This window comes from Salmonella sp. SAL00653, from assembly GCF_046552515.1.
Taxonomy (GTDB): Bacteria; Pseudomonadota; Gammaproteobacteria; order Enterobacterales; family Enterobacteriaceae; genus Salmonella; species Salmonella enterica.
Genome location: NZ_JBGDTY010000015.1, coordinates 98836 through 125575, shown reverse-complemented (window position 1 = coordinate 125575; position 26740 = coordinate 98836). Strand labels below are relative to the sequence as shown.

The following is a 26740-nucleotide window of genomic DNA, read 5'->3' as shown; positions in this document are numbered from 1 at the left end:
AGTGTTACCTGTCACGCGATTTTCGAATGAAAACGTTGCGAAAGCGTAACCCAGTTCTCAAACATTATGAATTATTGCGCTATCCATAAACTTGCGTTAAGTATTTCTCCGTGGCATACCGGATAAAAAGGAGAGAATAATGATAGCGATTGAAACACGACAATTAGCCGGAGGCGTCGTACTACATGCCTTCCCGGAAGGGAAACGCGCCGTGCCGCTTCCCTGTGTGGTGTTCTATTATGGCTTCACCTCCTCCAGCCTGGTTTATAGTTATTTTGCCGTTGCCCTGGCACAGGCAGGATTCCGGGTAGTCATGCCGGATGCGCCGGAGCATGGCGCTCGCTTCGGCGGCGACTCACAGGGACGAATACACCGATTCTGGCAGATTCTGCACCAAAACATGCAGGAATTTACGACGTTACGTGCGGCGATTCAGGCGGAAAACTGGCTACTTGACGGGCGGTTGGCGGTGGGCGGCGCATCCATGGGCGGTATGACGGCGCTGGGCATTATGACGCGTCACCGAGAGGTAAAATGCGGGGCCAGTTTAATGGGGTCGGGCTATTTTACCGGGCTTGCCCGGACGCTTTTCCCGCCGTTATCCCCGCAGAACCCGGCACAGCAGGCGGAATTCGACAATATCATCGCGCCTCTACGTGAATGGGAAGTCATACACCAGTTAGAGCGACTGGCCGACAGGCCGCTTCTGTTGTGGCATGGTCAGGAGGATGACGTGGTGCCTGCTATCGAAACCTTCCGGCTCCAGCAGGCACTCGCCGGGGCGAAGCTGGATAAGCATGTGACCTGTTTATGGGCCGCAGGCGTGCGGCATCGCATTACGCCAGAAGCGTTGTCGGCGACGGTAGCTTTTTTCCGACAGCATCTTTAAACGCGGAGTATGCTTACACCCTGGGCTTCAAGCTGTTGCAAAACCTGCGGATTGGCATTTTTGCCGGTAATCAGCATAGCGATCTGATCGGCGCGGCTGAACAGCATTCCCGCGCGCTCGCCAATTTTACTGCTATCGACCAGCGCGACCAGTTTCCCGACGACGCTGAGCATTTTTTGTTCCGCCATGGCGGTTAGCATATCGGTCTTGTACAGGCCATCCGCGGTTAAGCCCTTTCCGCTGGTAAACATCCAGTGGCCCGCATAGAGACTGTTTTCACTTCCCTGCGGGCTCAGGGTAATCGACTGGCTTTTGTTGTACTGACCCCCCATGATAATCACGCTGTCATGCTCTTGATCGATCAGATAATTCGCCAGCGGCAGATAGTTGGTAATGATCTGTACCGGCTTCCCGCACATTTCACGCCCCAGCAGGAAAGCGGTGGAGCCGCAGTTAATCACTACGCTTTCACCCGGGTTCACCAGCTGCGACGCCGCTTTCGCGATGCGTACTTTTTCATCGTGGTTTTGCGCCTGGTGCAGATTCATCGGCGTCCAGCGGGGCCGCTGTTGGGTAATGGCCTCTGCGCCGTTGCGCACTTTTTTAAGTTTCCCGCTTTCGTCGAGCTTGTTGATGTCGCGGCGCGCTGTCGCCGGGGAGATCCCCAGACGCTCAATCACGTTTTCGACGGTAACAAAGCCCAACTGTGCCAGCATATCCAGCAGTATTTGATGTCTTTGTGCTTCAGTCATGAGCTATTCCGATACAAATTGATTTGAAAAGATGATATTTGAAATAGCCTGGAAATACTAAAGTAAATGGAAAAAATGCCGGGTAATCCCGGCATGATATCGACTCACAGGAAGGATTTGAACGGTAGATCGGGTTCAATGGTAAAGCAATCGTCAAACCCACGCGGATAGTGGTATTCGAAATTGTCTTTATCCAGCGGCCAGGTAAACTTGCCGCCAACCTGCCAGATAAACGGTTTAAAACCATACTTCAGGCGATCTTTCTTCATTTCCCATAGCACGCGGATCTCTTGCGGATCGGCCTGGAAGTTCGACCAGATATCGTGATGGAACGGGATCACCACTTTGGTATTCAGCGATTCCGCCATGCGTAGAATATCCGCGCTGGTCATTTTGTCCGTAATACCGCGCGGGTTTTCACCGTAAGAACCAAGCGCGACATCAATTTGATGTTCGTTGCCGTGTTTCGCGTAGTAGTTGGAATAGTGAGAATCGCCGCTGTGATAGAGATTGCCGCCCGGCGTTTTAAACAGATAGTTAACCGCGCGTACATCCATGCCTTCCGGCAGTACGCCAGCGGCTTTCTGATCGGCGGGCAGGGTGATTAATGCGGTGCGGTCAAAGGCATCAAGCGCGTGAATTTCAATATCTTTCACTTTCACGACATCGCCCGGTTTTACCACGATGCAGCGTTCTTTCGGCACGCCCCAGCCAACCCATAAATCCACGCAGGTCTGCGGGCCGATAAACGGAACATCATCGGCGCAATTCTGCATTACGGCAGCCGCGACATTGACGTCAATGTGATCGTTATGGTCGTGGGTCGCCAGTACGGCGTCAATCTGACGGATAGCGAAAGGATCGAGAACAAACGGCGTGGTGCGCAGGTTAGGCTGTAATTTTTTGACGCCAGCCATACGCTGCATCTGATGGCCGGTTTTCATCAACGGATTACCGTGGCTCTGTTTACCGGTACCGCACCAGAAATCGACGCATACGTTAGTGCCGCCTTCAGATTTTAGCCAGATACCGGTACAGCCCAGCCACCACATAGCGAACGTACCCGGCGCGACCTGCTCTTGCTCAATCTCTTCGTTCAGCCAGCTTCCCCACTCCGGAAACGTGCTCAGAATCCATGATTCACGCGTGATGCTTTGTACTTTACTCATCGCATTTACCTTCATGTTTGTTCAAAATAATTCAAAGCGTGATTTGTTTTGATTAATTCTGATACTATTTTCTCAAGAAGGCAATGGGCTATTTTTTGACTTTTGGGTAGGGGATAACGCAGTCAGGAGAAAGTTTAATCTTGCCTGGCGTCATGGGGATGTAGCCATCTTTATGATTTTACTTATTTAATGAAAAAATGAGTTACCTATAAGTAAACCATGTATTAAGTGCGCTAATTATTTGCGCGCTACGTCACATTTAATCAAATTCAATCTTGTTGTGATTACTTTTGAAAATTACAGTGAAGGGACATTATCCTGAGCGCCTGTGACTCAGCAACCTCGTCTACCGGAGATCGTTATGGAGATCCTCTACAACATCTTTACCATTTTCTTTAATCAGGTAATGACCAATGCCCCGCTATTACTGGGTATTGTGACCTGCCTGGGCTATATCCTGCTGCGTAAAAGCGTCAGCGTGATCATCAAAGGGACGATCAAAACCATCATTGGCTTCATGCTGCTACAGGCCGGGTCCGGCATTCTGACCAGCACCTTTAAACCGGTGGTGGCGAAAATGTCTGAGGTCTACGGCATCAACGGCGCGATTTCCGATACCTATGCTTCGATGATGGCAACGATCGAACGGATGGGTGATGCGTATAGCTGGGTAGGCTACGCGGTGTTGCTCGCGCTGGCGCTGAATATTTGTTACGTCTTGTTGCGACGCATTACCGGTATTCGCACCATCATGTTGACCGGGCACATCATGTTCCAGCAGGCGGGGCTGATTGCGGTCTCTTTCTATATCTTCGGCTATTCCATGTGGACCACCATTATCTGCACGGCGATACTGGTTTCCCTGTACTGGGGTATTACCTCCAACATGATGTACAAGCCGACTCAGGAAGTGACGGACGGCTGCGGTTTCTCCATCGGTCACCAGCAGCAGTTTGCTTCCTGGATTGCCTATAAAGTCGCGCCGTTCCTGGGCAAAAAAGAGGAAAGCGTTGAAGACCTCAAACTGCCGGGCTGGCTGAACATTTTCCATGACAACATCGTCTCCACGGCGATTGTAATGACCATCTTCTTTGGTGCCATTCTGCTCTCTTTTGGTATCGATACCGTACAGGCGATGGCGGGTAAAACCCACTGGACAATCTATATCCTGCAAACCGGTTTCTCCTTTGCGGTGGCGATCTTCATCATCACCCAGGGCGTGCGTATGTTTGTCGCCGAGCTCTCTGAGGCCTTTAACGGTATCTCTCAGCGTCTGATTCCGGGCGCAGTACTGGCGATTGACTGCGCCGCTATTTATAGCTTCGCGCCTAACGCGGTGGTCTGGGGCTTTATGTGGGGCACCATCGGCCAGCTGATTGCGGTTGGCATCCTGGTTGCCTGCGGCTCCTCGATCCTGATTATTCCTGGCTTTATCCCGATGTTCTTCTCTAACGCCACTATCGGCGTGTTCGCTAACCACTTCGGCGGCTGGCGTGCGGCGCTGAAGATTTGTCTGGTGATGGGGATGATCGAAATCTTTGGTTGCGTCTGGGCGGTGAAACTCACCGGTATGAGCGCCTGGATGGGTATGGCGGACTGGTCGATTCTGGCGCCGCCGATGATGCAGGGCTTCTTCTCCCTCGGTATCGCCTTTATGGCCGTCATCATTGTAATTGCACTGGCTTATATGTTCTTCGCTGGCCGCGCACTGCGCGCAGAAGAAGATGCAGAAAAACAACTGGCAGAACAGTCTGCTTAATAAGGAGTTTTGATTATGACCGTACGTATTCTGGCTGTGTGTGGCAACGGACAGGGCAGTTCCATGATCATGAAAATGAAAGTGGACCAGTTTTTAACCCAATCAAACATTGACCACACGGTAAACAGCTGCGCGGTTGGCGAGTACAAAAGCGAGTTGAGCGGCGCGGATATCATCATCGCTTCTACCCATATTGCAGGCGAAATCAGCGTGACCGGCAACAAATATGTGGTTGGCGTGCGCAACATGCTGTCGCCTGCGGATTTTGGCCCGAAACTGCTGGAAGTGATCAAAGAACATTTCCCGCAAGACGTGAAGTAAGGATGCAACATGAAATTACGTGATTCACTGGCGGAGAATAATTCTATCCGCCTGCAGGCTGAAGCGAATACCTGGCAGGAAGCCGTCAAGATCGGCGTCGATTTACTGGTGGCTGCAGACGTGGTAGAGCCGCGCTATTACCAGGCGATTCTGGATGGCGTTGAGCAGTTTGGCCCCTATTTTGTGATTGCCCCCGGCCTGGCGATGCCGCATGGCCGCCCGGAAGAAGGGGTGAAGAAAACCGGTTTTTCGCTGGTGACCCTGAAAAAGCCGCTGGAGTTCAACCACGAAGATAACGACCCGGTCGATATTCTGATCACCATGGCGGCGGTTGATGCCAACACTCACCAGGAAGTGGGCATCATGCAGATCGTCAACCTGTTTGAAGACGAAGCTAATTTTGACCGTTTACGCGCCTGCCGTACCGCGCAGGAAGTCCTGGATCTCATTGACCGCACCAACGCGGCAGCTTAAGAAGGAATTGAAAATGTCATTACCAATGTTGCAGGTCGCGCTGGACAACCAGACTATGGATAGCGCCTATGAAACCACTCGCCTGATTGCCGAAGAAGTCGACATTATCGAAGTGGGCACCATTCTGTGCGTGGGCGAAGGCGTGCGTGCGGTTCGCGACCTGAAAGCGCTTTACCCGCACAAAATCGTGCTGGCGGACGCCAAAATTGCCGATGCCGGTAAAATCCTCTCCCGTATGTGTTTCGAAGCCAACGCGGACTGGGTGACCGTGATTTGCTGTGCAGATATCAACACCGCAAAAGGCGCGCTGGATGTGGCAAAAGAGTTCAACGGCGACGTGCAGATCGAACTGACCGGTTACTGGACCTGGGAACAGGCGCAGCAGTGGCGTGATGCGGGTATTCAGCAGGTGGTTTATCACCGCAGCCGTGACGCGCAGGCCGCAGGCGTGGCGTGGGGTGAAGCGGATATTACCGCGATTAAACGGCTGTCCGATATGGGCTTTAAAGTGACCGTGACCGGCGGACTGGCGCTGGAAGACCTGCCGCTGTTCAAAGGCATTCCGATCCATGTCTTTATCGCGGGGCGCAGCATTCGCGATGCCGAATCGCCGGTAGAAGCCGCACGGCAGTTCAAACGCTCCATTGCCCAACTGTGGGGCTAAGGAGCGGCTATGCTGTCGAAACAAATTCCGCTCGGCATCTATGAAAAAGCGCTCCCTGCCGGGGAGTGCTGGCTGGAGCGCCTGCGGCTGGCGAAAACGCTGGGTTTTGACTTCGTTGAAATGTCGGTGGACGAGACCGACGCCCGACTGGCGCGGCTCGACTGGAGTCGCGAGCAGCGCTTGGCGCTGGTGAGCGCAGTTGCTGAAACCGGCGTGCGCGTGCCGTCCATGTGTCTGAGCGCGCATCGTCGTTTTCCGCTCGGTAGCGAAGATGACGCGGTACGGGCGCAGGGGCTGGAGATTATGCGTAAAGCGATTCAGTTTGCGCAGGACGTCGGGATTCGCGTCATTCAACTGGCGGGGTACGACGTTTACTATCAGCAGGCCAACGACGAAACGCGTTGCCGCTTCCGCGATGGGTTAAAAGAGAGCGTTGATATGGCCAGCCGCGCCCAGGTGACGCTGGCGATGGAGATCATGGACTACCCGCTGATGAACTCCATCAGTAAAGCGCTGGGCTATGCTCACTACCTCAATAACCCGTGGTTCCAGCTCTATCCGGATATCGGCAATCTGTCTGCCTGGGATAACGACGTACAGATGGAGCTACAGGCAGGAATCGGGCATATCGTCGCGGTACACGTCAAAGATACTAAACCCGGCGTGTTCAAAAATGTGCCGTTTGGCGAAGGCGTGGTGGATTTCGAGAGTTGTTTTGCAACGCTCAAACAGAGTGGCTATTGCGGGCCCTATCTGATTGAGATGTGGAGCGAAACAGCAGAGAACCCGGCGGCAGAGGTAGCGAAAGCGCGTGACTGGGTGAAAGCGCGCATGGCCAGCGCCGGTCTGGTGGAGGCAGCCTAATGCAAAAGCTCAAGCAGCAGGTATTTGACGCTAACATGGATTTGCCCCGTTATGGACTGGTGACGTTTACCTGGGGCAACGTCAGCGCTATCGATCGCGAACGCGGATTGGTGGTGATTAAGCCAAGCGGTGTCGCCTATGAAACCATGAAGGTAGATGACATGGTGGTAGTGGATATGGATGGCAAAGTGGTGGAGGGAGGTTATCGTCCTTCTTCCGATACCGCTACCCATCTGGCGCTGTATCAACGCTATCCGTCGCTTGGCGGCGTCGTTCATACCCACTCCACCCACGCCACGGCATGGGCGCAGGCGGGGATGGCTATTCCGGCGCTCGGTACCACGCACGCGGACTATTTCTTTGGCGATATTCCTTGTACCAGGGCGTTAAGCGAAGAAGAAGTGCAGGGCGAGTACGAGCTGAACACCGGTAAGGTGATCATCGAAACGCTGGGCGAGGTGGAACCGCTGCATACGCCAGGCATTGTCGTGTATCAACACGGGCCATTCGCCTGGGGGAAAGATGCGCACGATGCGGTACATAACGCGGTGGTCATGGAGGAAGTGGCAAAAATGGCGTGGATTGCGCGCGGCATTAACCCGGCGCTGAATCCCATCGACGATTATCTGATGAATAAACACTTCATGCGTAAGCATGGCCCGAATGCGTATTACGGGCAGAAGTGAAGTATGAGCTCCGGAATGTGAATATTATCGGGATGTCACAGGTCTAATTCCGGAGCCATCTTTCCGCGAAAAAAGCCCCCTGCTCAGGGGGCAAATCAACTATGGCTTTTTCGTTGGTTTTCCTGATGCTAGCGATAAATATTCGCGCTGGCGTGTATATTGCCGTTGCTACCCGGTTCCCGGATAAGTATGACGTGATAATACATTGCGTTTCGCACGTCGGCCTCTTCATTCAGCGCCAGATTGGCTTCACTTTCCGTGGCGAAGTTATGGTTGATGTAGATCACGCCTAAGCTGCGCACATCATCCATATTTCTGGCCTGGTGATTATTTAACTCGATGGCTGCCGTTGCCGTTATGCCAGGCAAAAGCGCAGCCAGAAATAACATTATCCGGGCTCGCATAGAGTACCTCCTCAGCAGCGCGGTCTGGTTAGCGATATCCCCCTTTAGTGAATCGCTTCTGGTTTAATTTTAACCATAACCCGCCGCAGAGATGGCGACCTTTTCTGATGCTGTTGTTCAAAAAATTATCGTATTGTCGTTTTTTACCTGATTAACAACCCGTTGATGTATGCCGCTATGTTTAAGAAACCCTGTGTGGCAAAAAAGCGCGCTGACCACAGTGTCAATTTCTCTGCCGCAACAGGCCGTTTATAGTGGCATGCGATATGAAGTTAATATCTCAGCAGCAAAATGCGACGGGACAGGCGTTACGTTCGGCACGATAAATAATTGTACAATCACCTTGAGTTTGCCCGCAGGCGCCAGTATTATAACGCGTCATTTTTCAGCCGACCTTTAACACGTTCCTTGCCTCCATGGGCTGCGGCTGACCCAGACAGGAGGCTGAATAATCCGTAAGGAGCAATTCGATGCGTCATTACGAAATCGTTTTTATGGTCCATCCTGACCAGAGCGAACAGGTTCCGGGCATGATCGAGCGTTACTCTGCTGCCATCACTGGCGCAGAAGGCAAGATCCACCGTCTGGAAGACTGGGGCCGCCGTCAGCTGGCTTACCCGATCAACAAACTGCACAAAGCGCACTACGTTCTGATGAACGTTGAAGCGCCGCAGGAAGTGATCGATGAGCTGGAAACTACCTTCCGCTTCAACGATGCCGTTATCCGCAGCATGGTTATGCGTACTAAGCACGCTGTTACCGAAGCTTCTCCGATGGTTAAAGCGAAAGACGAGCGCCGTGAGCGTCGCGATGATTTCGCTAACGAAACCGCAGATGATGCTGAAGCTGGGGATTCTGAAGAGTAATTTCTGATGACCAACCGTCTGGCGTTGTCCGGCACCGTGTGCAGGGCCCCCCTTCGAAAGGTCAGTCCATCAGGAATTCCGCATTGCCAGTTCGTGCTTGAGCATCGTTCTGTGCAAGAGGAAGCCGGCTTTCACCGGCAGGCGTGGTGCCAAATGCCCGTTATTGTTAGCGGACACGAAAACCAGGCCATTACTCACAGTATAACGGTCGGCAGCCGCATAACCGTTCAGGGGTTTATTTCTTGCCACAAGGCAAAGAACGGTCTGAGCAAAATGGTTCTGCATGCCGAGCAGATTGAATTGATAGATTCTGGAGACTAGCCATATGGCACGTTATTTCCGTCGTCGCAAGTTCTGCCGTTTCACCGCGGAAGGCGTTCAAGAGATCGACTATAAAGATATCGCTACGCTGAAAAACTACATCACCGAAAGCGGTAAGATTGTCCCAAGCCGTATCACCGGTACCCGTGCAAAATACCAGCGTCAGCTGGCTCGCGCTATCAAACGCGCTCGCTACCTGTCTCTGCTGCCGTACACTGATCGCCATCAGTAATCGGTCACGGTCCATTAATACGACTTTGAGAGGATAAGGTAATGCAAGTTATTCTGCTTGATAAAGTAGCAAACCTGGGTAGCCTGGGTGATCAGGTTAACGTTAAAGCGGGCTATGCTCGTAACTTCCTGGTACCACAGGGTAAAGCTGTTCCGGCTACCAAGAAAAACGTTGAATACTTCGAAGCACGTCGCGCTGAACTGGAAGCTAAACTGGCTGACGTTCTGGCTGCTGCAAATGCACGCGCAGAGAAAATCAACGCCCTGGAAACCGTTACTATCGCGTCTAAAGCAGGCGACGAAGGTAAACTGTTCGGTTCCATCGGTACTCGCGACATCGCTGACGCTGTGACTGCAGCTGGCGTTGACGTGGCTAAGAGCGAAGTTCGTCTGCCGAACGGCGTTCTGCGTACCACTGGCGAACACGAAGTGAACTTCCAGGTTCATAGCGAAGTATTCGCAAAAGTTATCATCAACGTGGTTGCTGAGTAATCAGGCATTCTCGTTTTTGCTAGCAACGAAACGTCGGCCCAGCGCCGGCGTTTTGCTTTTTTAACCCCATCGCTTTTCGACTGGCTATCTCCCCCTCTTTTCGCGATAATTAAAAATAAAACATTATTTTAATTTCTTGGTGAAAGAATGGATACCCAACGCCAGGCCTCCCCGTTTGCCCGCAAAAACGTCGTTTATGTGTGTGCCGCATTTTGTTGCCTGCTATGGGGCAGCGCTTATCCAGCCATCAAAAGCGGTTATGACCTCTTTCAGATAGCCACCGACGATATCCCTTCTAAAATTGTTTTTGCTGGTTATCGTTTTTTGTTTGCGGGTGGGTTGCTGCTACTGTTCGCGCTGCTTCAGCGTAAACCGATTGGTCGGTTTCGTCCGCGCCAGTTTGCTCAGTTAACGTTACTGGGGCTGACTCAGACGTCGCTGCAATATCTCTTTTTCTATATCGGCCTTGCGTTCACCTCCGGCGTGAAAGGCTCAATCATGAACGCGACAGGCACATTCTTCAGCGTATTGCTGGCGCACTTTATTTATCAGAACGACCGATTGAGCTACAACAAAACGCTCGGCTGTATTCTGGGCTTTGCGGGCGTTATGGCGGTGAACGTCAGCAACGGCCTGGATTTCAGCTTTAATCTGCCGGGAGAAGGCTCCGTGGTGCTGGCGGCGTTTATTCTTTCTGCGGCCACATTGTATGGCAAACGTCTCTCGCAGACGGTCGATCCGATGGTCATGACTGGCTATCAATTGGGGATTGGCGGTCTGGTACTGGTCATTGGCGGTTACGTTTTTGGCGGTACGCTGACGATACATGGCTTCTCGTCGGTGGCGATTTTAGTCTACCTGACGTTACTCTCGTCGGTCGCTTTTGCGCTATGGAGCATTTTACTCAAATATAACCGTGTGGGGATGATTGCGCCGTTTAACTTTCTGATCCCGGTTTCCGGCGCGGCTCTTTCGGCTATTTTTCTCGGCGAGAATATATTGGAGTGGAAATACATGATTGCGCTGGTGCTGGTATGTTCGGGGATTTGGTGGGTGAATAAGGTGAAGCGGTAATGCTTCACCTGAACGAATAGGGTACAGGCGGGATAAGGCGTAGCCGGCGTTACTGTGCGCGAATAAAACTGCCGTCAGGCTGACGCGTAAACAGCACCTGTTGACCGTTATCGCCATCTATCGTTAAACCTGTCACCACCCCGCTGGCATTCTGGCGAATTTTAATCATTTGACCATTTTTGAGATTACTCAGCGGTTTGCCAGCGCCTTCTACCTGCGCCATTGCATAAACGTCTGTCGGGGGCAGCCCGTGGTCACGGAACAGTTGCGCCAGAGTTTTACCAGACTCTACCCGGTACGAGCGCCACTGTTGACCGATGCCGCTATCCTGCTGGAAAGGCTGCGTCTGCGGCTGGTTTTGTTCTTCCGGCTGGCCTTCCTGGATAGGTTCCGGCGCAACGGGCGCCACCTGATCCGGATCGTTTTGCGGCGCGACCAGCTGCGCCTGAAGCTGGGCCTCCGTCGGCGGCTGTGATTGCGATTGCAGATCCAATTGCGCTTCCCGCGTGACGACAGGTGAGTCGCTGGTCTCGCTGGCGGGCAGCAGGAAACCGATCACCAGCACGATAGCGGCAATGATAATGCCACGACGATGCATAGGCGGCAGCGGTTCCATGATGCGAAAATTATCCGGCGCGTGCCAGATTTTCGCCAGGGTTGGTTTTAATTCAAAGCGCCCGGGCATGGTTTACCTCCTGCTCCGCATCTCGTTCCTTAATCATAGAGTATAGATGGCTAACGCTATGATACTGGTAGTGCTATCCGCTTTCGTGACATCAATACGGATAATCTATTGTTTCTTTTTCCCTGCGATTTGTCATCCTCCCTGAGACAAAGTTTTACCAGAAGAAGCGTGGCTGTTATGCTGCCCGCTACTTTTTTGATATCCGATGAAGGAAAAATAATGGCCACCCCGACTTTTGACACTATTGAAGCGCAAGCGAGCTACGGCATTGGTTTGCAGGTAGGGCAGCAGCTCAGCGAATCCGGTCTTGAAGGGCTGTTGCCTGAAGCGCTGGTTGCAGGCATTGCTGATGCGCTGGAAGGTAAACACCCGGCGGTTCCTGTTGATGTGGTGCATCGTGCGCTGCGTGAAATTCATGAGCGTGCGGACGCGGTGCGTCGTGAGCGTTTCAAAGCGATGGCGGCCGAAGGCGTGAAATACCTGGAAGAAAACCGCGAAAAAGACGGTGTGAACAGTACTGAGTCTGGTTTACAGTTCCGCGTTCTGACGCAGGGCGAAGGCGCGATTCCGGCGCGTACCGACCGCGTACGCGTGCATTACACCGGTAAGCTTATTGATGGCACCGTATTTGACAGCTCCGTCGCGCGCGGCGAACCGGCTGAATTCCCGGTAAATGGCGTGATCGCCGGCTGGATTGAAGCTCTGACTCTGATGCCGGTAGGTTCCAAATGGGAACTGACTATCCCACAGGAGCTGGCCTATGGCGAGCGTGGGGCCGGGGCCTCTGTTCCGCCATTCAGCACCCTGGTGTTTGAGGTGGAACTGCTGGAAATTCTCTAAGCGCCCCGGGTTTGCCGGATGATGGCGTAAACGCCTTATCCGGCAACCCTGACTTCAGCAGATGCCAATATTTTATTTTGCAAATGGCGTCGTTACGTGTATTTTTGTGAGCTAATTCGCATTATCAAAGTGATATAACACTCATTTTAAACATAAAATTAACATTGTATTTGAATCTTAGTATTCATCCCGCCGATTCTTACCTAATATCGATGAGTCCTGATAACAGGATCGTCGTATCATAGACCAAAGGCCGTAGAGCCCGCACAACACAGACAGGTACAGGAAGAAAAACATGGTAGATCAGGTAAAAGTCGCAGCCGACGAACAGGCTCCGGCTGAACAGTCGCTACGGCGCAATCTTACAAACCGTCATATACAGCTTATCGCTATTGGCGGCGCTATTGGTACCGGTCTGTTTATGGGATCGGGTAAAACGATCAGTCTCGCCGGACCGTCGATCATTTTTGTATATATGATCATCGGTTTTATGCTTTTTTTCGTGATGCGCGCCATGGGGGAATTGCTGCTCTCGAATCTGGAATATAAATCGTTTAGCGATTTTGCTTCCGACCTGCTTGGCCCCTGGGCGGGATATTTCACCGGCTGGACGTACTGGTTTTGCTGGGTGGTGACCGGTATGGTTGACGTGGTGGCGATTACCGCCTACGCGCAGTTCTGGTTTCCCGGCCTTTCCGATTGGGTCGCCTCGCTGGCGGTAGTGATCCTGCTGCTAAGCCTCAACCTCGCCACCGTTAAAATGTTTGGTGAAATGGAATTTTGGTTTGCTATGGTCAAAATCGTCGCCATTGTGGCGTTGATTGTGGTCGGGCTGGTGATGATTGCGATGCACTTTAAATCGCCGACAGGCGTTGAAGCGTCTTTCGCGCATCTGTGGAATGACGGCGGCTGGTTCCCGAAAGGTATTAGCGGGTTCTTTGCCGGTTTCCAGATTGCAGTGTTCGCTTTCGTGGGCATTGAGCTGGTTGGTACTACCGCCGCAGAAACTAAAGATCCGGAAAAATCGCTGCCGCGCGCGATTAACTCAATACCGATCCGTATCATCATGTTCTACGTCTTTGCGCTGATTGTCATTATGTCGGTGACGCCGTGGAGTTCCGTGGTGCCGGATAAGAGCCCGTTTGTTGAGCTGTTTGTACTGGTGGGTCTGCCTGCCGCTGCGAGCGTGATCAACTTTGTCGTGCTGACCTCGGCGGCGTCTTCCGCCAACAGCGGCGTCTTCTCGACCAGCCGTATGCTGTTTGGCCTGGCGCAAGAAGGCGTGGCGCCAAAAGCGTTCGCTAAGCTATCGAAACGCGCGGTACCGGCGAAAGGCCTGACCTTCTCCTGTATCTGCCTGCTGGGCGGCGTGGTTATGCTGATGGTCAACCCGAGCGTGATTGGCGCATTCACCATGATCACTACGGTTTCGGCTATCCTGTTTATGTTTGTCTGGACCATCATTCTGTGTTCATACCTGGTGTACCGCAAAAAGCGTCCCCACCTGCATGAGAAATCCATCTATAAGATGCCGCTCGGTAAGCTGATGTGCTGGGTCTGTATGGCGTTCTTTGCGTTCGTGCTGGTATTACTGACGCTGGAAGACGATACGCGCCAGGCGCTGATCGTGACGCCGCTGTGGTTTATCGCGTTGGGTCTGGGCTGGCTGTTCCTGCGTAAGAACAAACTGGCTAAATGACGGATTTATCCCTCTCGCTTAGGCGAGGGGGTATGCGCATAACGTACCCGCCGGGGCGCTTTCTTCATTTTTACGCCCCATTTTGTCGCTTCCCGCTCCTTAACGAGCTATTTTTCTCGCCACATTTGATAGCGTATGGAGATGAAAAGCTCAGGAAATGAGTGTTTGTCCGCTGATGCAATGACGCGAAAAACGTTTCTTCAGGAAGGGCAGCTGTAAATTGCAGGCTGACGGTAAGTGCCGCCTTGATGAATTCCTATAATGGCGGCTCGCGCTGGATAATACGTTGAAAAAGTGGTTTAAGTAACAAATTAATCTCCTATTTCAAACTGTAATTATGACCATTCGACGCTGGATTTTAAGCGTTACGCTTTTGCTGCTGCCTGTTCCTGCGTTCGCAGATTTTCAGTATCAGCAGGATAAGGACGGCGTTTTTTATACCGCCGACGACGAACCGCAAATTCTCTCCCGACTGCCTGACGTTAGCTATTCGCATTTACGGCGTATTGCCGATTTATCTCACCCGCAAGACCCTCGCCCGTTAATAGAAATCAATCCCGACAGCCATAACTGCGACGACAATCATATTTGTCAGCACGCTTATCTCAGCGATGGGCTCTTTATCCTGTGGGCAGGCAAAATCGTCCAGAATACCGGGGATGAGCCTGCCGTTGATGTTGCCAGCTTTCAGTCTTTTGGCGCCTTTGCCGCCGATAAACACGGTCTCTATTTTGATGGTAAACGTCGTGATAGCAATGCGGGTGAAAAACGTGTGGATATGGCGACTCTGGCAGAGACGAAAATCTGGAATCTGCTGCGGGATAAAAATAATCTCTATTATGAAGGCCGCTGGCTGGGGCGGGCCGATGGGTTTCGCGTGTTGAGGCTGGATTCCACTTCGGCAAGGGAGTTTATTGTGACGACGGCGCAACGGGTGATTGTGAACGGCATACCCATTACCGCTGATGCTAATACGTTTCAAATCATTCGCTGGATGCCTGGCGAGGTACTAATTTATCGTGATAAAACCGGTAAGCATGACTATGAGATTGATAATTCCAGTCGGTACTGCGGCTATTTTAATATTGGCCTGCGTGAGGTGACATGGCTGAAACATGAGGCAACCAACGCCGGGAGCAGTTGTAAAGTGGAAACCCTGCCGGGTGTCGATCCGGAGTATTTTTTTCGTCTGAACGGGAACACCGGTTGGTATAAGGATCGTATTTATCAGGTGAGCACGAATGCGTTGGGCGAGGGGGTACTGCGCATTTTTACGTCGCAGGAAAAACTTCCGGCGCTGAAAATAGATAGAGTTACCTATAATTACTACCATCTGGCTTTGTCCGCGGATGGGCAATTATATCGCCAGATCTCACGTGATCAATGGCAGCGCTATAACCCGATATTAACAGAGTGGACGACGGTATCACCAGCGCCCACTGACGTTATCTCTTTGCTTCCCTCTGATTACCACTAGCGCAGGATGGCGCAATGTTGAGAATAAAACAGTTCTGTTTATCGATTTTATTAATGCTGGCACCAGTGTTAGCTCTGGCCTGTTCCGGCATTCCATATGCTTTGTTTCACTATCAGCCGTGGGGGCAGGGAACGAAATATGTAGTTGAAGAAGATTATGATTATGGTATTAATTTTAAAGATATTGAAATTCGAGAGGTAAAATTTAGTCAACTACGGCACGTTCCTGACCGCATTGTTAATGAATATAATGACCGTGGAAAAATGAGTAATGATTTTGTTCATGTCGCCGCTTTTTCATCGCTAATAAAAAATGATTTCTGGCAGTTTTATTGGCTAACCGACGGCCAGCATATTTTATGGGCTGGGAAAATCGTACAAAATCCACCGGGTAAGCCGCCAGTGGATGCAGCGACTTTTCGGGCGTATGGACGCTTTGCCGCTGATAAAGATAGTCTTTACTTCGACGGCGAGCGCACAGATGATAATCATGGTGAAAAAAGGGTCGATATAGATTCGTTGCAGCAGGTTGGCGGCAACATCAAATTAAGCGACTCCGGCGATGTGCTTAAAGACAGGCGCAACCTCTACTTTCAGGGACGCTGGCTGGCTAGTGCGCAGGGATATTCCATCCTGGGCGTTAAATCCTGGGAGCAGCGTAATATTCTGTTTTCGCCGACCAGCTGCGATACTACATCTAATCCTGGCCCGTGGGACACTATTCTACGTACCGCCACGCAGGTTTTTGTTAATGGTGTGGCAATTGATGCCGATCCGAACTCTTTTCATGTTGTGCGCTGGGTCGCTGGTGTGCAGTTACTCTATCGCGACAAAGCAGGCGTAAAACGCTATTACTTCGGCAAAGACTGTCTCAATACGTTTAATGTACAGCGGGATAAGGTGACATGGATGACGCGAGAGGCATCGCGCCGAGGCGATGACTGCCGAATAGCGACTATTCCCAATGTTGATCCAGAATATTTCCATCCCATTCATTACAATTGGACGGTAGCACAGTACAAAGATCTATTGTACCAGGTGAAGTATGTCTCTCCGGTCGACAGGGTATTAACCATCACCCGCTTGCCTGATCCGCAGGTACAGCTGAAAGCTGGCGCTAATTTGGTGGGTAAACAGATCTATTTTATCGGCGATGGGGGCGTGCAGATTATCGATCCTATTGGACCATTGGTGTGGTTTAAAAATCCCGATGGTTCATTTTCTGATGTTTTTGCTCATGACGATCGTTATCTCTATTTCTTCGGTGATACGCTGGTGGATAGCGGGCAACGGCGTAACGTAACGCGGACGCTGGATACTGCGCATATCGACAAGAGCGGTTATTATCTGGTCACTGAGGAGGGGAAATATGAGGTTATTAATAATGCATTCACCTCTCGCTAAAAAGCGTTAGTCGATTCAGAATAAACGATCCTGTCTATACGTTCAGGATCGTTTATTGGCGGTGGATTATTCCCCGGCCAGCGCGCGTGGGAACAGCACGTTATTCTCCAGGCTGATGTGCTCCATCAGATCATCAATCATCTCATTAATGCCGTTATACATCGCTTTCCAGGTGGTACAAGCTTCTGGCGGCGGCGTTACATTTTGGGTGACGTGTTTGATGACGTCTACCAGCTCTCCCGCCTCGTCATGCTCGCTTTCCATTACGCTTATCGGGCCCGTTGCCTGGCGACCCATACCCTGTTTGATCATGGGGAACAGGATCTGTTCTTCTTTCATCATATGGCTGGAAAGCTCTTCATGCAGCGCGGTGAGATATTTTGTCAGGCCGCGTGGGACGTTTGGCTTATCCGCGTGGACGCGTTCCACTTTGGTTGCCTGCAGGATAAGCTCCGGCAGTTGCTCGCGATGTCGGTCATGATAGCGCACAACGATATGGTCAATAATGTCTGCCAGCGGAACGGCGCGCCAGTCTTTTTCGATGGGCTGTTCAGCCAACTGCGCCAGTTGCGCTTCAATGATGTCAATATCGACGTCGTGACGCGTGGCGGCGCGCGCCAGCGTCTGTTTTCCGCCGCAGCAGTAATCCATATCGTACTGGCGAAACAGCGCCGATGCGCGGGGAATAGAGAGCGCCAGTTCGCCTAAAGGTTGATCGCGATAAGCCATAGCCGTTACCTCATTTGCAATAATATAAGTTGTATTTTAAATGCATCTTTAAGGCAAGGCTATAACTCTTTCGGGGTGCGTATAATTTAAGCGAGTATGAAATTAGCGTTCCGTGACCGGAACGACGGTCGCTTTTTCCGGTTTCGCTCTCACGGCAATGACCACGCCCGCCACCAGGAGCGCAATGCCGCTTAACGTCAGGAATGGCGGGATTTCCTGGCGCAGAATGAAGGTATAGAGCAGTCCCGCCAACGTCTCAAAAACAATCAGCGGCCCTAAAATAACGGTTGGCAATTTTTGGCTGGCGATATTCCAGCACAGCGCGCCCACCCAGGAACACAGCACTGCGATGGCGATCATCAGACCGATAAACAGCGCGGGATGCGGGCCAAAGGGCAGGGTAAACAACGGTTTCTGGATACTCAGCCACAGACAGACCGCCGCATAGCCGATTAACGAGACCGGCAGCGTAACCAGCGCCTGCGCCGTTGCCCACATCATGGGATGTTTGTCGGGATTTTCCCGCAGCCAGCGGGCGTTGCGCAGCGCATACCATGCCCAGCACGCTACGGAAATCAGCGCCAGCACAATGCCTGAACCATAGCGCCAGCCGCTAACATCGGATAATCCCTGACTAAGTTCAGCAATATTGACGCACAGCAGGCCAAAACCGATAAGCGCCAGCGCGGGCGCTAAACGCCGCCAGGATAATCTGCCGTCTCGTTGGCTATAGAGAACGTTAGCGAAAAGCGGAATGACGACCGGCAATGTCCCGATGATCATCGTCGACACCGGCGCGCCGGTTCGCTGAATGGCGCTGGCGAGGCAGGCGTAATAGATTACATTGCCCATCAGGGTCAGCGACAGGGCGGTGGACCAGTCTTTGCGCGTTAACTGGCGTAACCGCGTGCGGCCTAACCAGGCAATCGGCAGGGCAATCAGCCCCAGCGCCAGATAGCGTCCCATTGACTGTAAGAGGGCCGGGTAATCCGGCACGATTAACGGGCCGACGAAAATCAATCCCCACATTAGCCCTGCCAGCAGGGCGTATAGCACGCCGCTAATCATCAGATTCTCCTCACAAACCGTTCCGTCATTATCAGAGAAGGTCTATGAGGATGCCACATAAATTAACTAAATTTTAACACTTACAGTACGGAGCGAAGGCTTTCTGTGAGCGTCGTCGTCGGGCGACCGATGAGTTTACGCAGTGTATGGCTGTCATCAAACAGACCGCCTTTCGCCGCGCCAGCGTCAGAATTGGCCAACATATCCGCCAGTCCGTCAGGCAGGCCTGCGCCTTTCAGCGCGGTGGCAAAATCGACTTCGCTCAGGTTCTGGTAGACGATTTTTTTTCCGCTTTGATGAGTAAGTTCATCCGCCAACTGGCTTAATGTCCAGGCGTCATCACCCGCCAGTTCGTAGACATTCCCGGCGTGACCCTCTTCACGGATGACGCGCGCGGCGGCGGCGGCATAGTCAGCGCGCATTGCGGAGGCGATTTTCCCTTCTCCCGCTGCGCCAATAAAGACGCCATGCTTCAGCGCGGCAGGGACGCTCGCCAGGTGGTTTTCCGTATACCAGCCGTTACGTAATAGCGTGTGAGGAATACCTGACTCAGCCAGCATTTTTTCCGTTTCAATATGTTCATCGGCGAGCGCCAGCGGCGATTTATCTGCATGTAGCAGGCTGGTATAGGCGATGAATTTCACCTTCGCGGCAATGGCGGCCTGAATGACGTTGCGGTGCTGCGCGGTGCGTTGTCCCACTTCGCTGGATGATATAAGCAGCAGTTTATCAACGCCCTGTAAGGCGGTGGTCAGCGCGGCTTCGTTAGCGTAATCCGCCTGGCGAACGGCAATCCCGCGCTGACTGAGCGGGGCGGCTTTTTTCGGGTTACGGACGATCGCGATGAGGTGACTGGCGGGCGTCGTTTTTAGCAGGTTTTCAATAACGTGTTGGCCCAGTTGGCCTGTTGCGCCAGTGATAGCAATCATGGTGAACTCCTCAGTGTTGGTCTTGTGTTTTATTACGCTACCACCTAAACTTACTTTTAGTAAGTACGTACAAAAAGGTAAGTATCAATGCGCGCTCATACTCTTTCCCGGCAGTTGCGTGAAGGCAATCTCTTTGCTGAACAGTGCCCGTCCCGTGAGGTGTTAAAACATGTCACCAGTCGCTGGGGCGTACTGATTCTGGTCGCGTTACGCGACGGTACACACCGTTTTAGCGACCTGCGTCGCAAGATGGGAGGCGTGAGTGAAAAGATGCTGGCGCAGTCGTTACAGGCGCTTGAACAGGACGGATTTCTCAACCGGGTGTCATATCCAGTTGTTCCGCCGCATGTAGAGTACAGCCTGACGCCGCTTGGCGAGCAGGTGAGCGATAAAGTCGCCGCGCTGGCGGACTGGATAGAACTGAATTTGTCCCAGGTATTGGCGCAACGGGACCGTTTATCAGATGGCGGCTAGCGCTTTATTCGGCCTGCCAGTCAGGCCGAATAAACGCAGCGCCATACGGGACTCACGTTACTTGCTCAAATCCACCTGATAAATGGCAAAACCAATATCATCGACGGCAACCTTCTTCATCGGATACTGTCCTTTCGCTTTAATGAAGGCAGCGGCTTTATCGCCTGGCGATGTTTCAAAGCGGATATCCAGCGCCGTATCGCTGTGGATTGGCGCCAGACGCCAGTTATTATCCGCCGCCGGATGGATTTCGCCCGCGCGTTTTGATTCTGCGCCAATCCATGCCGCCAGCACGGCGCGATTTTCATCCGGAGACGCAAAGGCGATATGGCTGTCGCCCGTGCCGGCAAACTTGCCGCCGTAAGCGCGATAGTTATTCGTGGCGACTAGGAACGTAGCGTTCGGGCCGACAGGCTTACCCTTAAAGGTCAGGTTTTTAATACGTTCTGCCTGCGGATTCACCATCTGACATTCGCCATCATAGCGGGCGGGCTGTGACACATCGATTTGATAATTCACGCCGTCAATGACATCGAAATTATAGGTGCGAAAGCCATCCCAATTGATCAACGATTGCGGTTTGTTGCTGTGAATATCAATCTGATTAAACTGTCCGGCAGAACATTCCAGCCACTCTTTTACCTCTTTGCCGCTGGCTTTCACCACCACCAGCGTATTCGGATAGAGATAAAGATCGGCGGCGTTACGGAAGGTCAACTGGCCTTTTTCCACCTCGACAAAGCTGGCAGGATCGTTCTTACGCCCGCCAACTTTAAACGGCGCGGCGGCGGACAGCACCGGCAGTTTCGCCAGATCCGGATCGCCCTGAATAAAGTGTTCCACATACGCTTTTTGCGCGTTATTCACCACCTGTACGGTAGGATCGTCCTGCACCAGAGCAAGATAACTGTACATATTATCGGCGGATTTACCGATGGGCTTGCTGACAAACTCGCGGGTGGCATCGTGATCGGCTTTCAGAATACCGACCAGCTTACTGTCTTCCGCCGCCAGCGACTTTTTAGCGGCGGCGTCATAGATAGGCCGCGCTTCCGCTTTCGCCTGTGTAACCTGCCATTTGCCGCTGTCGTTATTGAGCACCAGATCGACCACTCCCAGATGGTCGCCCCACATGCCAGGCATTACCGCAGGAATGCCGTTAAGCGTACCTTTGGCGATATCCGCGCCTTTGATGTCGGCAAAATCTTTACCGGGGAGGACGGCATGAGCGTGGCCAAACATAATCGCGTCGACGCCGGGAACTTCGCTGAGGTAATAAACCGAGTTTTCCGCCATGCTGTGGTACGGATCGGCAGAAAGGCCTGAGTGAGCAATGACTACCACGATATCAGCGCCTTTCTCGCGCATTTCGGGCACATATTTCCGGGCGGTTTCCGTAATGTCATTGACGGTAACTTTGCCGCTCAGGTTCGCTTTATCCCAAATCATGATTTGCGGCGGAACAAAGCCGATATAGCCGATTTTCAGAGTTTGCGGGTTGCCGTCTTTATCAATAACGCTCGTCTCTTTAATCAGATAAGGCGTAAAGAGCGGTTTTTGGGTTTTAACGTCGATAATATTGGCGTTAACATAAGGGAATTTCGCGCCAGCCAGCGCGTTATGCAGATAGTTCAGACCATAATTAAACTCATGGTTGCCGAGGTTTCCAACCGCGTAATCCAGAGTGTTGAGCGCTTTATAGACCGGGTGAACATCACCGTCTTTGAGCCCTTTTGCCGCCATATAATCGCCCAGAGGGCTCCCCTGAATCAGGTCGCCGTTATCCACCAGCACGCTGTTTTTGACTTCATTTCGGGCGGCATGAATCAAACTTGCGGTACGTACCAATCCGAATTTTTCGGTTGCGGTATCCTTGTAATAATCGAAATCCATCATGTTGCTATGTAAATCAGTAGTTTCCATGATACGGAGATCGACGGTGGCCGCATTCACGCTGGCGGCGATCAGCGTAGCCAGAAGCGTTGCACTAAACTTAATCATCAGAGGCACCTTTTAAGAACGCAATAGAAAAGCCGGATAGTGAAAAATAGCGATGATAAACAGTGAAACCCGATATCGTTCCGACCGTCGCCAGAAGAAGGCGAAACCGCCCCATCCGGCCGATTTTTTGCGAGTGTTCACAGAAGGGTGAATCATGCCATGAAAGGTATTATCAAAACCGCAGACGGTATCACAGTTGGCGGAACCCTTAACGATCGGGTATAAGTAAAACAACGAGTTAACGCCCCTGTCATAAAGAGGTGGAGAATGTTAGAACAAGTATGCCAGCTTGCACGGAACGCGGGCGATGCCATTATGCAGGTTTATGATGGAGCCAAACCGATGGAGTACGCCCGCAAGCAGGACGATTCTCCAGTCACTGCGGCGGATATCGCTGCACATACCGTGATTCTCGAAGGGTTACGCACGCTCACGCCGGATATTCCGGTGCTTTCAGAAGAAGATCCGCCTGCCTGGGAAGTGCGCCAGCACTGGCAGCGTTACTGGCTGGTCGATCCGCTCGACGGCACCAAGGAGTTCATCAAGCGCAATGGCGAATTCACGGTCAATATCGCGCTGATTGAGCAGGGCAAGCCGGTGTTGGGCGTGGTCTATGCGCCGGTGCTGAAAGTGATGTACTACGCGGCGGAAGGTAAGGCCTGGAAAGAGGAGTGCGGGGTGCGTAAGCAGATTCAGGTCCGGGATGCCCGCCCGCCGCTGGTGGTGATTAGCCGTTCGCATACGGATGATGAACTCACCGAATATCTCCAACAGCTTGGCGAACATCAGACAACCTCTATTGGTTCCTCGCTGAAATTCTGCCTTGTGGCGGAAGGCCAGGCGCAGCTTTACCCCAGATTTGGGCCGACCAGCGTCTGGGACACTGCCGCAGGTCATGCCATTGCTGTTGCAGCCGGGGCGCACGTTCACGACTGGCAGGGAAAAACGCTGGACTATACCCCTCGTGAGTCGTTCCTTAACCCCGGCTTCCGGGTGACTATTTACTGAGGAGCTTATGCAGCAGGTCGACCACCTGCTGTACCTCTTGCTGGGTTAACGCGCCATCTTTCACCCATTGAACCCGACCGTCTTTGTCAAGCACGATGACGGCGGACCCCTCTTCTTTTAATTGCCAGGCGTTACGCGCCACGCCATTGCTGTCGACAATAAATTGCGACCACGGGTAGAGCTTTTTATTACTTTCTATACTGCTACGCACGAACATACCGGAGCCGGGGATCGCATCATCGGTGTTCACAATTGTGGTCGTCTGGTATCTGTCATGCGGAAGCCCGGCGGATTTAATCGCTTCAATCAGCGTGGCGTTTTTTTCCTTCGCTGACGTTCGACCCGCAATATGCAGCAGGACGCGCACTTTTCCCGCCAGCTGCGCGCTATTCCAGTTTTTATAACTAAACTCATCTTTATTCAACGTCAGTTCGCCACGGTCGGCAATGCCTACCGGCGGCACCCGTTGGTTATCTTCAAGGTTATGCGCACAAGCCATTATGGGGAGTAGCAGACACGATATCGCCAGAATTTTACGTAGGGTCATGGTCATTCCTTCTTTATTTTTTTGCAGGTGATCCGACCACTTTGGGCCGATAGTTAATCATATGTGCGATTGATGCTTTTTCTCGCAAAGGGGATGCCAGTTTGCGGGCGGGCGCTCACTTCCTGTGAAAAATGAAGGCATATACTGAGAAAAATGAGCTGATGTTTAGATAATTCTGAATAACTGTAATCAAAAGGTAAATATACTTATGCACACTGGAAACGACGTAGATATGGTCTATAGTCATATGGCATTAAAATTTGCGCCTTAAAACTGTTGGGCCGATTGTGGCACCGCAAGGGCGTAATACTCTGCAGGAGACAACAATGAAAATTTTCCAACGCTACAACCCGCTACAGGTGGCGAAGTACGTGAAGATCCTGTTCCGTGGACGGTTATATATCAAGGATGTTGGCGCTTTTGAGTTCGATAAGGGTAAGATTCTTATCCCAAAAGTGAGGGACAAGCAGCACTTGTCTGTGATGTCTGAAGTTAACCGTCAGGTTATGCGTCTGCAAACTGAGATGGCGTAACCAAAAGTGCTATGCAGTAGGTTAAAAAAGTAAAAAAAAACGGCTCCTGAATCAGGAGCCGTTGATGTTTCTGGCAAACGGATTTCAGGCCGCGCTGTCTTCTTTACCTTGCGCATCGGGCAGTTTCGGCGCCGGTACGTTGCTTTTATTGTCGAGACGCGTCACCAGCAACTGATCGATACGGTAGTTGTCGATATCCACCACTTCAAATTTGTAGCCGGAAAACTTCACCGAATCAGTGCGTTTTGGGATCTTGCGCAGCATAAACATCATAAAGCCGCCAATGGTTTCATAGTTGCCGGATTGCGGAAACTCATCGATATCCAGCACGCGCATGACGTCGTCAATCGGCGTGCCGCCGTCAACCAGCCAGGAATTTTCATCGCGCGCCACAATTTGCTCTTCCAGTCCCTGGCCGACCAGGTCACCCATTAGCGTGGTCATCACATCGTTCAGCGTAATGATACCGACGACCAGTGCGTATTCATTCATAATGACCGCGAAATCTTCGCCCGCCGTTTTGAAACTTTCCAGCGCCTCAGAAAGGGTCAGCGTATCCGGCACAATCAAGGTATTGCGAATTTGCACGCCGCTATTCAGCGCCATACTTTGGTTCGCCAGCACGCGATTTAGCAGATCTTTGGAGTCTACATAGCCGATGATGTGGTCGATATCTTCATTACACACCAAAAATTTTGAGTGCGGATGTTCGGCGACCTTTTTCTTCAGGCTTTGTTCGTCTTCGTGCAGATCAAACCAGATGATACTTTCGCGCGACGTCATAGAAGACGGTACGGTGCGGGATTCAAGTTCAAACACATTTTCAATTAGTTCGTGCTCTTGCTTGCGCAAGACGCCCGCCAGCGCGCCGGCTTCCACCACTGCATAAATATCATCAGAAGTAATGTCGTCTTTCCGCACCATTGGAATTTTGAACAGGCGGAAGATGTTGTTTGCCATGCCGTTAAACAGCCACACCAGCGGGCGAAAAACGAACAGGCAGAAGCGCATCGGGTTGATGATACGCAAAGCCACAGCTTCTGGCGCAATCATACCGATGCGTTTCGGGGTTAAATCCGCGAACAGGATAAACAGCCCCGTCACCAGCGAGAAAGAGAGAATAAAGCTCAGCTGCTCGGAGAGTTCTGGCGACATATAGTGCGAGAAAAGGGCGGAAAAGGCGGGCGAAAATGCCGCATCGCCGACGATACCGCCAAGAATAGCGACGGCGTTCAGGCCAATTTGCACAACGGTGAAAAACATGCCGGGATTTTCCTGCATTTTCAATACGCGTTGTGCGTTGATACTGCCTTCATCAGCTAATAACTTAAGTTTAATCTTACGTGATGCGGCAAGCGAGATCTCGGAGATGGAGAAGAACGCACTTACAGCGATCAGGCAGAATATAATGAATATACTGTTTAACATATCTTATCCGGCGAAACGCCAGATCCTCGGAAGGGAAGTTTATAAATCCGTGTGGTAACGTTTAATGAAAACCGGCTCGTAGCAGTGAGCCGATAAGTTCAGGGCTAGTATAGCGTAAGCTACTGTAAAGTCGCCAGAGGGTTCATTTTCAACTCCGACAAGTTCCCCCTACGCCAACGTCGTCACGCGTCAGGCGGCAGGCAAACGCCGATCCCGCCAATCCCGCAGTAACCGTATGGATTTTTGTGCAGATACTGTTGGTGTTCATCTTCGGCGTAGTAAAACGGCGTCGCATGGGCGATTTCCGTGGTAATAGGGCGATGGTCTCCGGCGGCGGCCATTGCCGACTGAAAGCGCTCGCGACTGGCGTGAGCGGCGGCATTTTGTTCCGGCGTTAAGGGATAAATCGCAGAACGGTATTGCGTACCGTGATCGTTACCCTGTTGCATCCCCTGCGTCGGATCGTGATTTTCCCAGAAGGTCTGTAAAAGCTGCTCATAACGGATAACGGCAGGATCGTACACTATCCGTACCGCTTCGGCATGACCGGTCTGCCCGGAGTAGACTTCCCGGTAGGTTGGATTAGGCGTGTAACCGCCCGCATACCCTGCCGCGGTGCTATATACGCCGGGCAATTGCCAGAATAAACGTTCTACGCCCCAGAAACAGCCCATAGCGAAGTAGGCGATCTCCATCCCGGCAGGGACATTGGTCATAGAGTGTTCATTTACCGCATGCAGAGTGGCGATCGGCATCGGGGTGTTGCGTCCTGGTAACGCATCTGCTTGAGTAACCAGATGTTTTTTATCAAATAAATTCATGAGCTATTCTCCCGAAAGCGTTAATTGGCGTTAAGGTTGTAACGAGACGCATCTTTGCACACAATAACAACATTAATGTATCTGGATTTAACCATAAGAAATATTTGGGCAGTCGTCTGCTTTTCAATCGAA

Annotated in this window: 31 protein-coding genes; 20 read left to right on the top strand and 11 right to left on the bottom strand. The window is 51.9% G+C overall.

Going from position 1 to position 26740, the window contains the following annotated elements; translation table 11 throughout:
- Positions 1 to 139: 139 nt before the first annotated feature.
- Positions 140 to 889 (top strand): esterase, encoded by a 750-nt coding sequence (gene yjfP / locus ACLJRU_RS17395; protein WP_000560311.1) that lies wholly within the window; start codon positions 140 to 142, stop codon positions 887 to 889.
- On the opposite strand, the gene ulaR is transcribed toward yjfP, so the two are convergent.
- Positions 886 to 1641: an HTH-type transcriptional regulator UlaR gene (ulaR, locus tag ACLJRU_RS17390; protein WP_000133618.1), complete on the bottom strand. Its 756-nt coding sequence runs from the start codon at positions 1639 to 1641 to the stop codon at positions 886 to 888. The genes yjfP and ulaR overlap by 4 nt on opposite strands.
- Positions 1642 to 1745: 104 nt before the next feature.
- A complete protein-coding gene (gene ulaG / locus ACLJRU_RS17385) occupies positions 1746 to 2810 on the bottom strand; it encodes an L-ascorbate 6-phosphate lactonase (RefSeq protein ID WP_001541373.1) in 1065 nt (354 codons plus the stop codon).
- A 361-nt stretch (positions 2811 to 3171) separates the two neighbouring features.
- On the opposite strand from ulaG, the gene ulaA reads away from it, so the two are divergent.
- From ulaA to ACLJRU_RS17355, 6 genes are read left to right on the top strand one after another with little or no spacing between them, the layout of a single operon-like run.
- Positions 3172 to 4569, top strand: a complete 1398-nt coding sequence (ulaA, locus tag ACLJRU_RS17380) for a PTS ascorbate transporter subunit IIC (protein WP_000404873.1) — start codon at positions 3172 to 3174, stop codon at positions 4567 to 4569.
- Positions 4570 to 4584: 15 nt separating this feature from the next.
- Complete coding sequence (gene ulaB / locus ACLJRU_RS17375; RefSeq protein ID WP_000218358.1) at positions 4585 to 4890, top strand: PTS ascorbate transporter subunit IIB; 306 nt, start codon at positions 4585 to 4587, stop codon at positions 4888 to 4890.
- Positions 4891 to 4899: 9 nt separating this feature from the next.
- Positions 4900 to 5364: a PTS ascorbate transporter subunit IIA gene (ulaC, locus tag ACLJRU_RS17370; RefSeq protein ID WP_000776531.1), complete on the top strand. Its 465-nt coding sequence runs from the start codon at positions 4900 to 4902 to the stop codon at positions 5362 to 5364.
- Between the two features lie 13 nt (positions 5365 to 5377).
- Positions 5378 to 6028: a 3-keto-L-gulonate-6-phosphate decarboxylase UlaD gene (gene ulaD, locus ACLJRU_RS17365; protein ID WP_000056761.1), complete on the top strand. Its 651-nt coding sequence runs from the start codon at positions 5378 to 5380 to the stop codon at positions 6026 to 6028.
- A 9-nt stretch (positions 6029 to 6037) separates the two neighbouring features.
- Positions 6038 to 6892 (top strand): L-ribulose-5-phosphate 3-epimerase UlaE, encoded by an 855-nt coding sequence (gene ulaE, locus ACLJRU_RS17360; RefSeq protein WP_000949531.1) that lies wholly within the window; start codon positions 6038 to 6040, stop codon positions 6890 to 6892.
- Positions 6892 to 7578: an L-ribulose-5-phosphate 4-epimerase gene (locus ACLJRU_RS17355; protein WP_001170767.1), complete on the top strand. Its 687-nt coding sequence runs from the start codon at positions 6892 to 6894 to the stop codon at positions 7576 to 7578. Before ulaE ends, ACLJRU_RS17355 begins: the two co-directional genes overlap by 1 nt.
- 128 nt (positions 7579 to 7706) lie before the next feature.
- Here ACLJRU_RS17355 and yjfY read toward each other — a convergent pair whose 3' ends face one another.
- Positions 7707 to 7982, bottom strand: a complete 276-nt coding sequence (gene yjfY, locus ACLJRU_RS17350; RefSeq protein WP_001529484.1) for a DUF1471 family protein YjfY — start codon at positions 7980 to 7982, stop codon at positions 7707 to 7709.
- Positions 7983 to 8175: 193 nt separating this feature from the next.
- On the opposite strand from yjfY, the gene ACLJRU_RS17345 reads away from it, so the two are divergent.
- From ACLJRU_RS17345 to ACLJRU_RS17320, 6 genes are all read left to right on the top strand, one after another.
- Positions 8176 to 8382 carry a hypothetical protein gene (locus tag ACLJRU_RS17345; RefSeq protein ID WP_001541376.1) on the top strand — a complete coding sequence of 69 codons (207 nt, stop codon included), beginning with the start codon at positions 8176 to 8178 and terminating at the stop codon, positions 8380 to 8382.
- Positions 8383 to 8452: 70 nt separating this feature from the next.
- Positions 8453 to 8848, top strand: a complete 396-nt coding sequence (gene rpsF, locus ACLJRU_RS17340) for a 30S ribosomal protein S6 (RefSeq protein ID WP_001216673.1) — start codon at positions 8453 to 8455, stop codon at positions 8846 to 8848.
- A 6-nt stretch (positions 8849 to 8854) separates the two neighbouring features.
- Positions 8855 to 9169, top strand: a complete 315-nt coding sequence (gene priB / locus ACLJRU_RS17335) for a primosomal replication protein N (protein ID WP_001519453.1) — start codon at positions 8855 to 8857, stop codon at positions 9167 to 9169.
- Positions 9170 to 9173: 4 nt separating this feature from the next.
- Complete coding sequence (gene rpsR, locus ACLJRU_RS17330; protein ID WP_000135199.1) at positions 9174 to 9401, top strand: 30S ribosomal protein S18; 228 nt, start codon at positions 9174 to 9176, stop codon at positions 9399 to 9401.
- A 41-nt stretch (positions 9402 to 9442) separates the two neighbouring features.
- On the top strand, positions 9443 to 9892 hold the full coding sequence (gene rplI / locus ACLJRU_RS17325; protein WP_001196065.1) for a 50S ribosomal protein L9: 450 nt from the start codon (positions 9443 to 9445) through the stop codon (positions 9890 to 9892).
- Positions 9893 to 10039: 147 nt separating this feature from the next.
- The gene (locus ACLJRU_RS17320; RefSeq protein ID WP_000381068.1) at positions 10040 to 10966 is read left to right on the top strand and encodes a DMT family transporter; all 927 of its coding nucleotides are present in this window, start codon (positions 10040 to 10042) and stop codon (positions 10964 to 10966) included.
- A 49-nt stretch (positions 10967 to 11015) separates the two neighbouring features.
- Here ACLJRU_RS17320 and ACLJRU_RS17315 read toward each other — a convergent pair whose 3' ends face one another.
- Positions 11016 to 11651, bottom strand: coding sequence for an OapA family protein (locus ACLJRU_RS17315; RefSeq protein ID WP_001119448.1), 636 nt, complete (start codon positions 11649 to 11651; stop codon positions 11016 to 11018).
- A 219-nt stretch (positions 11652 to 11870) separates the two neighbouring features.
- Here ACLJRU_RS17315 and fklB point away from each other — a divergent pair, with 219 nt between their 5' ends.
- The 4 genes from fklB (at position 11871) to ACLJRU_RS17295 (ending at position 17070) form a co-directional block, all read left to right on the top strand.
- On the top strand, positions 11871 to 12491 hold the full coding sequence (gene fklB / locus ACLJRU_RS17310; RefSeq protein WP_011264460.1) for an FKBP-type peptidyl-prolyl cis-trans isomerase: 621 nt from the start codon (positions 11871 to 11873) through the stop codon (positions 12489 to 12491).
- 295 nt (positions 12492 to 12786) lie between these two features.
- Positions 12787 to 14190, top strand: a complete 1404-nt coding sequence (cycA, locus tag ACLJRU_RS17305; protein ID WP_001541380.1) for a D-serine/D-alanine/glycine transporter — start codon at positions 12787 to 12789, stop codon at positions 14188 to 14190.
- A gap of 337 nt (positions 14191 to 14527) precedes the next feature.
- Positions 14528 to 15667: a DKNYY domain-containing protein gene (locus ACLJRU_RS17300; RefSeq protein WP_023235484.1), complete on the top strand. Its 1140-nt coding sequence runs from the start codon at positions 14528 to 14530 to the stop codon at positions 15665 to 15667.
- A 14-nt stretch (positions 15668 to 15681) separates the two neighbouring features.
- Positions 15682 to 17070 carry a hypothetical protein gene (locus ACLJRU_RS17295; protein WP_001541382.1) on the top strand — a complete coding sequence of 463 codons (1389 nt, stop codon included), beginning with the start codon at positions 15682 to 15684 and terminating at the stop codon, positions 17068 to 17070.
- 66 nt (positions 17071 to 17136) lie between these two features.
- On the opposite strand, the gene ytfE is transcribed toward ACLJRU_RS17295, so the two are convergent.
- From ytfE to ACLJRU_RS17280, 3 genes are all read right to left on the bottom strand, one after another.
- Complete coding sequence (gene ytfE / locus ACLJRU_RS17290) at positions 17137 to 17799, bottom strand: iron-sulfur cluster repair protein YtfE (protein WP_001541383.1); 663 nt, start codon at positions 17797 to 17799, stop codon at positions 17137 to 17139.
- Between the two features lie 102 nt (positions 17800 to 17901).
- Positions 17902 to 18867, bottom strand: a complete 966-nt coding sequence (locus ACLJRU_RS17285) for a DMT family transporter (RefSeq protein ID WP_000623290.1) — start codon at positions 18865 to 18867, stop codon at positions 17902 to 17904.
- Between the two features lie 80 nt (positions 18868 to 18947).
- The gene (locus ACLJRU_RS17280; RefSeq protein WP_000560608.1) at positions 18948 to 19796 is read right to left on the bottom strand and encodes an SDR family oxidoreductase; all 849 of its coding nucleotides are present in this window, start codon (positions 19794 to 19796) and stop codon (positions 18948 to 18950) included.
- 87 nt (positions 19797 to 19883) lie between these two features.
- Between ACLJRU_RS17280 and ACLJRU_RS17275 the strand changes: the two genes are divergently transcribed.
- Positions 19884 to 20270: a winged helix-turn-helix transcriptional regulator gene (locus ACLJRU_RS17275; RefSeq protein WP_001201299.1), complete on the top strand. Its 387-nt coding sequence runs from the start codon at positions 19884 to 19886 to the stop codon at positions 20268 to 20270.
- Between the two features lie 57 nt (positions 20271 to 20327).
- Here ACLJRU_RS17275 and ACLJRU_RS17270 read toward each other — a convergent pair whose 3' ends face one another.
- Positions 20328 to 22271 (bottom strand): bifunctional 2',3'-cyclic-nucleotide 2'-phosphodiesterase/3'-nucleotidase, encoded by a 1944-nt coding sequence (locus ACLJRU_RS17270; protein WP_001541385.1) that lies wholly within the window; start codon positions 22269 to 22271, stop codon positions 20328 to 20330.
- A 267-nt stretch (positions 22272 to 22538) separates the two neighbouring features.
- Between ACLJRU_RS17270 and cysQ the strand changes: the two genes are divergently transcribed.
- Positions 22539 to 23279 (top strand): 3'(2'),5'-bisphosphate nucleotidase CysQ, encoded by a 741-nt coding sequence (cysQ, locus tag ACLJRU_RS17265; RefSeq protein WP_000893398.1) that lies wholly within the window; start codon positions 22539 to 22541, stop codon positions 23277 to 23279.
- Here the strand turns inward: cysQ and ACLJRU_RS17260 are convergent.
- Positions 23269 to 23826: a YtfJ family protein gene (locus ACLJRU_RS17260; RefSeq protein ID WP_001541388.1), complete on the bottom strand. Its 558-nt coding sequence runs from the start codon at positions 23824 to 23826 to the stop codon at positions 23269 to 23271. The genes cysQ and ACLJRU_RS17260 overlap by 11 nt on opposite strands.
- Before the next feature lie 326 nt (positions 23827 to 24152).
- Between ACLJRU_RS17260 and ACLJRU_RS17255 the strand changes: the two genes are divergently transcribed.
- Positions 24153 to 24359: a DUF1107 domain-containing protein gene (locus ACLJRU_RS17255; RefSeq protein WP_000689229.1), complete on the top strand. Its 207-nt coding sequence runs from the start codon at positions 24153 to 24155 to the stop codon at positions 24357 to 24359.
- 84 nt (positions 24360 to 24443) lie between these two features.
- On the opposite strand, the gene ACLJRU_RS17250 is transcribed toward ACLJRU_RS17255, so the two are convergent.
- Complete coding sequence (locus ACLJRU_RS17250) at positions 24444 to 25787, bottom strand: hemolysin family protein (protein ID WP_000934974.1); 1344 nt, start codon at positions 25785 to 25787, stop codon at positions 24444 to 24446.
- A 182-nt stretch (positions 25788 to 25969) separates the two neighbouring features.
- Positions 25970 to 26608, bottom strand: coding sequence for a peptide-methionine (S)-S-oxide reductase MsrA (gene msrA, locus ACLJRU_RS17245; RefSeq protein WP_038394075.1), 639 nt, complete (start codon positions 26606 to 26608; stop codon positions 25970 to 25972).
- Positions 26609 to 26740 lie beyond the last annotated feature (132 nt).